This is a genomic window from Rhodospirillales bacterium (assembly GCA_014323865.1).
Classification (GTDB): Bacteria; Pseudomonadota; Alphaproteobacteria; order SP197; family SP197; genus SP197.
On the sequence record JACONG010000010.1, the window covers coordinates 386,814 to 394,533 of the forward strand.

The 7,720-nt window shown below is 66.0% G+C and carries 8 protein-coding genes and 2 tRNA genes; 3 read left to right on the forward strand and 7 right to left on the reverse strand.

All coding sequences use genetic code 11. The features are described 5' to 3' along the window. The first annotated feature begins 7 nt into the window (after positions 1-7). From GDA49_06170 to GDA49_06180, 3 genes are all read left to right on the forward strand, one after another. Positions 8-84 (forward strand) — tRNA-Pro (locus tag GDA49_06170). Between the two features lie 431 nt (positions 85-515). Beyond that, entirely contained in the window at positions 516-812 is a 297-nt protein-coding gene (locus GDA49_06175; GenBank protein MBC6439988.1) for an ETC complex I subunit, read from the forward strand. 12 nt (positions 813-824) lie between these two features. Continuing rightward, positions 825-901, forward strand: a tRNA-Arg gene (locus tag GDA49_06180). 147 nt (positions 902-1,048) lie between these two features. On the opposite strand, the gene GDA49_06185 is transcribed toward GDA49_06180, so the two are convergent. From GDA49_06185 to GDA49_06215, 7 genes are all read right to left on the reverse strand, one after another. Next, positions 1,049-1,651: an ankyrin repeat domain-containing protein gene (locus tag GDA49_06185; protein ID MBC6439989.1), complete on the reverse strand. Its 603-nt coding sequence runs from the start codon at positions 1,649-1,651 to the stop codon at positions 1,049-1,051. Between the two features lie 248 nt (positions 1,652-1,899). After that, on the reverse strand, positions 1,900-3,009 hold the full coding sequence (gene modC / locus GDA49_06190; protein MBC6439990.1) for a molybdenum ABC transporter ATP-binding protein: 1,110 nt from the start codon (positions 3,007-3,009) through the stop codon (positions 1,900-1,902). Continuing rightward, positions 3,006-3,707: a molybdate ABC transporter permease subunit gene (gene modB, locus GDA49_06195; protein MBC6439991.1), complete on the reverse strand. Its 702-nt coding sequence runs from the start codon at positions 3,705-3,707 to the stop codon at positions 3,006-3,008. Before modB ends, modC begins: the two co-directional genes overlap by 4 nt. Then, positions 3,685-4,104 (reverse strand): PLP-dependent transferase, encoded by a 420-nt coding sequence (locus GDA49_06200; GenBank protein MBC6439992.1) that lies wholly within the window; start codon positions 4,102-4,104, stop codon positions 3,685-3,687. Before GDA49_06200 ends, modB begins: the two co-directional genes overlap by 23 nt. 410 nt (positions 4,105-4,514) lie before the next feature. Beyond that, positions 4,515-5,369: a 3-mercaptopyruvate sulfurtransferase gene (gene sseA, locus GDA49_06205; protein MBC6439993.1), complete on the reverse strand. Its 855-nt coding sequence runs from the start codon at positions 5,367-5,369 to the stop codon at positions 4,515-4,517. Positions 5,370-5,380: 11 nt separating this feature from the next. After that, positions 5,381-6,088 (reverse strand): alanyl-tRNA editing protein, encoded by a 708-nt coding sequence (locus GDA49_06210; protein ID MBC6439994.1) that lies wholly within the window; start codon positions 6,086-6,088, stop codon positions 5,381-5,383. 1 nt (position 6,089) lies between these two features. After that, on the reverse strand, positions 6,090-7,091 hold the full coding sequence (locus GDA49_06215; GenBank protein ID MBC6439995.1) for a cysteine synthase A: 1,002 nt from the start codon (positions 7,089-7,091) through the stop codon (positions 6,090-6,092). Between the last annotated feature and the right edge of the window lie 629 nt (positions 7,092-7,720).

Consider the following 7,720-nt stretch of genomic DNA (forward strand, 5'->3'; position numbering starts at 1 on the left):
CTCCGGTCGGGGCGTAGCGCAGTCTGGTAGCGCACCTGCTTTGGGAGCAGGGGGTCGCTGGTTCGAATCCAGCCGCCCCGACCATTCCCGGCTTGCCGTGATGCTCTGATCTCGATCAACGAGGGCAACGAGCGGCGCAGTACCTGTTCCGGAGCCAGGACGGAGAGCCTTACCGGACGAAGAACCGGCTGACCCGGATAACCGCTATGTTGCCCTCGTGCACCCGGGATTGCACCCGGGAGCTTGAGGACAACCGTGTCCTCATGGGGCGGAACTTCTATCCCTGTGGCACCGAACCCAACCGCAAGACACTTGAGATACTGTTCGCGTACCCGAACCGTCGAGGAGGTTTTCCTTGCCGAGAGCCTCGACTTATCGGAGTCGCCGGGCGGAAGGCTCAGGCCGGGCGTCAGTGATCCTGCGCCGAAACGGCCTCCGCCTCGGCAGCCGCGCTTGCGTTTGTCATCGCGCGTACCTTATAGAAGGCGTGAAGAACCCGTGGCCGAAGGGCTGCCATGACCGCACGAATCTACTGCCCGTCCAGGACCGCCATGCAGTCGGGCCGCGCGAGGACCCATGTCTGGGTGCTGGAGTATGCCGCGTCGTCCGCGCCGACCGCCGATCCGCTGATGGGCTGGACCGGATCGTCGGACATGAAGGCCGACCAGCTCCGCCTGACCTTCAAGACGCGCGAAGAGGCGATTGCTTACGCCGAACGCCACGGCATCGACTACCGCGTGATGGAACACCAGACCCGCAAGATCGTGCCCAAGTCCTACGCCGACAATTTCAAGTGGCAGAGACCGGGCTGACCAGTTTCCCGCGCGCCCTTAGCTCAGTTGGATAGAGCGACGGCCTTCTAAGCCGTAGGTCCCAGGTTCGAATCCTGGAGGGCGCGCCATTCCGCCGGGTCTGGGAGGCATGGCATTCCGGTCGCCTCCTTGCGTTTCCCGAACGCGGCACGACCGGGAATGGCCTCGCCGTGGCAGGCGAGATCGACGGTGAGCCTGCCATCCTCGTTTCGCACCCCGATCCCGACGCCCGCCGGTCAGTCGAACCGCGCGTCGTTCAGTGTCCAGAACACAGGATGGTTGCGCACCGCTGCGTTGCCTTCGGCAAGATCGGCGGCGAGCCTGCCGTCTTCGGTCTGCGCCCTGATGTCGGCCCTGGCGTCGATCAGGGCCTGCACGCTCTCCGCTGTGCCGCCATGCGCCGCCTCGTGCAGCGGTGTATCTCCGTTATTGCTCCGCACCCCGATATCGGCCCCGGCGGCGATCAGGGCCTGCACGGCCTCCGCGCCAATGCTGTTACGCGCCGCCCGGTGCAGCGGTGTCCGTCCGTCTTCGGTCCGCGCCTCAATGTCGGCCCCGGCGGTGATCAGGGCCTGCACGATCTCCGCTTTGCCATATAAAACCACCGCGTTGTGCAGCGGTGTCGATCCGTGTTCGGTCCGCGCCTCAATATCGGCCCCGGCGTCGATGCAGCGTTCCACGGCCGGCAGGCCCGCACCGTCCCAGAACGCCCCTTCCGTCCAGTCGCATCTGTCGACCTGCGCCCCGGCCTGACCGGTCAGCATCAGCATTGCCAGGATTGCGCCCGCGATCCCGTGTCTGGTCCTGCCGCGCATATCCCGTGTCCCGGTGCCCGTCATTCTCACGTCTCCTCAACCATATCCATCCAAAGGGTCCGGTCGACCGACGCCCGGGCGCACCGCCATAGCCCGATTCCGATACATTGGGCCGTGCCGGCGCAATGTAGCGTACGGGGGATGCATCGGGCAATCGCTGTGCTCCATGTGCGCCGGAATTGTTGCGCCAGAGGGGCGGCAGGGCTCTCACGGCCCGTGTGCTGCGGCCCGTGTGCTACGGATCGTGTCGAGGTCGGGGCGTGGGTTCGATGTCATGACGCACGTCCCGTATCGGCGCGTTCGACGCTGGGGCGTTCGACGCTGACGGCCTTGATCATGGCGTGGACGGGTGTGCCTTCCGAGAGGCCGAGCGTCTCCGCCGATTTGCGCGTGATGCGGGACAGAAGCCGGGTGCCGGAGGCATCGAGAACCACATCCGCCTGGGCTCCGCCGCTGTGGGCGACCGCGCGCACGGTCGCGGGGATGGCATTGAGGATGCTGCTGCCCTCGGGCACCTGGAGCGCAATTGACACGTCGCGGGCGCGGATGCGGATACGAAGCTCCGCGCCCGGCTCATGGTCGAGGCCGGGGATGAGCAGGCTGCCGCCGGAGAAATCGAGCCGGGTGAGGGCATAGTCGGTGTCGTGGCCGGCGACGCTCGCACGGATCACCGCACCGGCCCAGAACCGTCCCGTCAGCGGGGCGAGATCGGGACGGCTGAGGATGTCCTCGACATCCCCGGCGGCGAGCACACGGCCCTCGCGCAGCACCACGACCCGATCGGACAGCCGGATGACCTCCTCAAGCGCATGGCTGACATAAATCACCGGGATGCCGAGCTCGCGCGGCAGGCGTCGGATGAAGGGCAGGATCTCGTTCTTGCGCGGCTGGTCGAGCGAGGCGAGCGGCTCGTCCATCAGCATGAGGTCCGGACTGGTGAGCAGGGCCCGCCCGATCGCCACGCGCTGGCGCTCGCCGCCCGAGAGCCGGGCGGGGCGCCGGTCGAGCAGATGCCCGACGCCGAGGAGATCGATGACGTCGGCTTCCGCGATCCGTCGCTCGGCAGCCGGCCGACGGCGCATGCCGTAGCGCAGGTTCGCGCGGGCGGTCATGTGCGGAAACAGGCGTGCATCCTGGAAGACATAACCGAGCCGACGCTTTTCGGGAGGGAGGTTCGTGCCATCCGCGCCGTCGAAGAGCACGCGCCCGCCCAGCGCGATCCGGCCGCTGTCGGCCTTCAGGAGACCCGCAACGAGCTCGATCAGGGTCGATTTTCCGGATCCGCTTGGGCCGAATAATGTCATTATACCATGGGTTTCTTCCGTAAAATTGACATCGATTGTGAACTTTTTGCGAGCCCGTTTGACGGTCACCTCGATCATGTGTCACCTCCCGACAGGCGGCGCTGAACACGGCGGGCGAGGAGTTCCGAGGCGGCGAGCGCCGCAAAGGCCAGAATGCAGGAGATCAGCACCAGGCGAAGGGCACCTTCGTCGCCGCCGGGTGTCTGCGTGGCAGTGTAGAGCGCCAGCGGCAGGGTCCGGGTCTGGCCGGGAATGTTGGAGGCGAAGGTGATCGTTGCACCGAACTCGCCGATGGAGCGCGCGAAGGCCAGCACGGCGCCCGTGAGAATGCCTGGCAGCACGAGCGGCACGGTGACGGACCAGAAGGCGTCGATCCGCGCGGCACCCAGCGTGCGGGCGGCGGTTTCGAGCCTGCGGTCGACCAGGTCGAGGCCAAGCCGGATGGCGCGGACCATGAGCGGGAAGGCGACCACGGCGCTGGCCACGGCGGCACCCTGCCAGGTGAAGGCGAAGGTCCAGCCGAACCAGCTCTGCAACACGCTGCCGATCGGGCCGTTCCGCCCCAGCAGGACGAGCAGGAGGTAGCCGACCACGACCGGTGGCAGGACAAGTGGCAGGTGGACGATGCCGTTGACGATGGTGCGTCCCGGGAATGCGACCCGCGCCAGCAGCCAGGCCACAAGCAGGCCCAGCGGCAGGCTGCCCAGCACGGCCCAGAACCCGACCCTGAGGCTGAGCTTCAGCGCTTCGATCTCAAGCGGCGTCAGGTCGAACATCGCAGGGTTCGGGGGGCCGCGTTGAGGCGATCGAATGCAGCCTCGCGTTCGGTGACAGGATCGCCGGCATTCTCGAGACCGGCATGGAGCCGCAGCAGCCCATGCCGAAGTGATGGAGATCGTCGAAGAAGGCGGACTTCCGGCTTTCGCTCATCGGCTGCAGCAGGATACCGAACAGGCCGCTGGAACCCGTGAAGGCGCGCTTCCAGAGGGCGTGGTCGGGGCTCGACCCGAGGCCGGGATGCAGCACGAAGCCTGTTTCCTGAGGTCGGCCAAGGCGTATGGCCAGAGTCCGGATGCCGCGCCGGGCGAGGCAGGCGTCGTCGGGTGCGATGCAGTTGCCCGGTGTCACGAAGGTCTTCCGCAGGTCGGAAAGAGCACCGTGGAGGCGTGGCAGGCCGGCGGATTGACGATGCCGTGATTGCCGTGGAAATCACGCCCCGCGGCCACGACCCTGGTGTCGTCCTTCATGGTTGTTCCCTTTACCGGCCGGTGTGGAGCCTAGGGCATATCCCGTTCAGATTGAATCAATCTGAACGGGTGACGATGCTCCGGGTCTTTCGATGCAGAGCGGATTCACGCACCGGGGCGGGAGGAACGGGATCCCCGGAATCCCGGTCGGCTCAGGTCAGGTCCGGGTCGGGATTGTGCCGGACGAACGGCAAGTGGACCGGCGCGCAGAATGGCGGTCCTGAGCAGTGGCGCGGGCCGCCGCGGACGTGTCGGCCGGTTTCGCATCTCAAGGAACGTGATGACGGTCTCGAGATCGCGTACGCCGTCCTTCCCGAAGACCTCGGCCATGGCGGATCAAGCGGCGGGGCCGGTTTCCACGGGCGTGTCGTCGCGTCCGCCCCATTCGGTCCAGGAGCCGTCGTAGACCGCAACCTTGCGCGCACCGATCAGATCAAGCGCGAGTGCCAGGAAGCAGGCACTGATGCCCGAACCGCATGTGGTGGCGACCGGCTTCGACGGATCGACACCCAGGTCTGCAAAGGCGGCGCGGATGGCGTCGTCGTCCTTCACCGTCGCGTCGTCGTTGAGCAGCGTCGAACAGGGCAGGTTGCGGCTGCCGGGGATATGGCCACCGCGCAGACCGGGGCGGATTTCAGGCTCCTCGCCCGTGAACCGACCCGCACCGCGTGCGTCCACGACCTGTTCGCGCCCGGTGCTCAGGTTGTTGAGCATCTGCTCCCGGTCGCGGACCAGGAAGGAGTTCATGCGCGCGGTCAGATGGCGCTCGCGCGGGATGACGGCTTCATCGTCGACCGGCCGTTCCTCGGCCATCCACCTGGCAAGGCCGCCGTCGAGCACCGCGACGTCCTCGTGGCCGAAGACCCGGAACATCCACCAGACCCGCGCTGCGGCCATCATGTTGCCGCCGTCGTAAACCACGATTCGCACGCCATCGCCCAGTCCCAGCTTGCGGGCCCGGCTCGAGAACTTTTCGGGCGAGGGCAGCATGTGCGGCAGGTCCGACTTGTCGTCGGAAATCCCGTCGATATCGAAGAAGACCGCACCGGGGATGTGCCGTTCGGCGTATTCAGCCCTGGGGTCGCGCTCCTCGGTCGGCAGATACCACGATCCGTCGACGACGCGGATGTCGGGTGCGTCGATGCGATCCGCCAGCCAGTCGGTCGAGACCAGGCTCTTGCCACGTTTCATGATGTGCTCCGTCAGTCGAGCAGGACGACGTTCACGCGTCGATTCTGCCTGCCCTTGTTTTCGATCCTGGAGACCGCGACCTGGCCGAGATCGCCCGTGCGCGACACATGGGTGCCGCCGCAGGGCTGAAGGTCGACGCCCTCGATTTCCAGCAGACGTACCCTGCCCATACCACGCGGCGGCTTGACCGACATGGTGCGGATCAGCTCGGGCCGTGCGTCGAGTTCGTCGTCGGCGATCCAGATCGGTCGGACCGGATGGTCGGCCGCAACGATGGCGGCGAGCTTCGCGGTGAGATCGTCCCTGGTCATGTCGGGCTGCGGCCAGTTGAGATCGATCCGGCTCTTTTCGGCGCCCACCGATGCACCGGTGATCTCCGCATCGACCAGGGCGCAGATCACATGAAGCGTGGTGTGCATGCGCATGTGTTTGAAGCGCCGTTCCCAGTCGATCTCCGCGGCGACCGGTGTACCGACCGCCGGAAGGGTGGCCCCTTCGGCGACAATGTTGACGACGTCTTCCAGATGATCGCCCTTGACCGTGTCCGCGATCTCGACGACCGAGCCGTCGGCCAGCGTCAGGCGGCCGGTGTCGCCCGGCTGGCCGCCGCCGGTCGGGTAGAAGACCGTGCGATCGAGCCGGATGCGCCCGGCCTCGGCCCATGTGACCTTGGCCTCGCAGGACGCCGCATAGGCGTCATCGCGGAACACGAGCTCCATGTCAGTTCATCCAGGGCGGGGTCGGCAGGTTGCGCTCCCACAGGAACGCCGGATTGAATATCTTGCTCTGATAGCGGGTGCCGACGTCGCAAAGAATGGTCACGATGGTGTGCCCGGGGCCCATCTCCCCGGCAACCTTGATTGCGCCGGCGACGTTGATGCCGGTCGAGCCGCCCGTGCAGAGGCCCTCATGCTGCAGGAGGTCGTAGATGACGTCCAGCATCTCGACATCGGTGATCTGCATCGACATGTCGATCGGGCCGCCGTCGATGTTCTTCGTCACGCGGCCCTGGCCGATGCCTTCCGAGATCGAGCTGCCCTCGGATTTCAGCTCGCCGGTCTGGAACCAGGTGTGCATGCACGAGCCGAAGGGGTCGGACAGCACGATCTTCACATCCTTGTTGCGCTCCTTGAGGGCGATGCCGACGCCGGCCAGCGTGCCGCCGGTCCCGATCGCCGAGACGAAAGCGTCGACCTTGCCGTTGGTCTGATCCCATATCTCGGGGCCGGTGCCGTCGATATGGGCCTGACGGTTGGCAACATTGTCGAACTGGTTGGCCCAGATCGCGCCGTTGGGCTCCCTGGCGGCGATTTCGGTGGCCATGCGCTCGGACGTGCGGATGTAGTTCTGCGGGTCCTTGTAGGGCTTGGCCGGTGTCAGATGCAGCTTGGCGCCGAGGGCTCGCAAGGTGTCCTTCTTCTCCTGGCTCTGGGTTTCCGGCATCACGATCACGCAGCGGTAGCCGAGCGCATGGCCCACGGTGCAGAGCCCGATGCCGGTGTTGCCCGCCGTGCCCTCGACGATCACGCCACCGGGCTGCAGGTCCCCGCGCGCCTCGGCGTCGCGGATGATCGACAGGGCGGCCCGGTCCTTCACGGACTGGCCGGGATTGAGGAACTCGCACTTGGCGAGGATGTTGCAACCGGTCTTTTCGGAGGGGCCGCGCAGCTTCAGGAGCGGCGTGTTGCCGACCAGCGAAATCAGGCTGTCGTGCGTCGTCATGGCAGAATTGTCCGATCAAGGCATGCAGCGGCGAGCGCGGAGAGGAACACTAGATCGGATCGCCAGCCGGGGGAACCGGCAGCGGTTCCCCCGGCTGGCGTGAATCTGCTCAGGCAGATCGCTCAGGCAGATCGCCGCGTCGGTCAGAGCGGCATCGCAATCCTGATCGTCGACCCCGATCATCGACTGACATATGCGACTGACATATGCGACCCTGAGGCCTCGCTCGTGGTCTCGACGGGTGGGCATGGATGGTGTTCGCCAATTACGGAACACCTTGCGGAACAACCTGCCCTTTCGGGAGGCGGTCGGGAAGAGACAGAAGGTTTCAGGCGGCGTGGCCGCCTGAAACCCTGATTCTGTCTTCAGTTCTGGGTCGGGGCAGGTTGTTGGACAGCGTAAAACGCTCCACCTTCGATAGGAGCGCCAGCTTGTGAGCCCACAGTAACGGTTCCTGTCAGGTCTCCGTGTACCAGCAACGACCCATCGTGATCGTACACGTTACCTGCAATTGTCCCGCTGACTCCGGTACGCTCATTGGAAACAGTAACCCTCGGGGCAAGGGTACCGCTCAGGGTGCTGGTCATCTCGGTCGCAGTGATCGTTCCGGTACCCGTAAGGGTCGTCCC

Coding starts and splice junctions, on each gene's coding strand:
- GDA49_06175 (MBC6439988.1), top strand. CDS start 516: ATGACCGCACGAATCTACTGCCCGTCCAGGACCGCCATGCAGTCGGGC.
- GDA49_06185 (MBC6439989.1), bottom strand. CDS start 1,651: ATGACGGGCACCGGGACACGGGATATGCGCGGCAGGACCAGACACGGG.
- modC (MBC6439990.1), bottom strand. CDS start 3,009: ATGATCGAGGTGACCGTCAAACGGGCTCGCAAAAAGTTCACAATCGAT.
- modB (MBC6439991.1), bottom strand. CDS start 3,707: ATGTTCGACCTGACGCCGCTTGAGATCGAAGCGCTGAAGCTCAGCCTC.
- sseA (MBC6439993.1), bottom strand. CDS start 5,369: ATGAAACGTGGCAAGAGCCTGGTCTCGACCGACTGGCTGGCGGATCGC.
- GDA49_06210 (MBC6439994.1), bottom strand. CDS start 6,088: ATGGAGCTCGTGTTCCGCGATGACGCCTATGCGGCGTCCTGCGAGGCC.
- GDA49_06215 (MBC6439995.1), bottom strand. CDS start 7,091: ATGACGACGCACGACAGCCTGATTTCGCTGGTCGGCAACACGCCGCTC.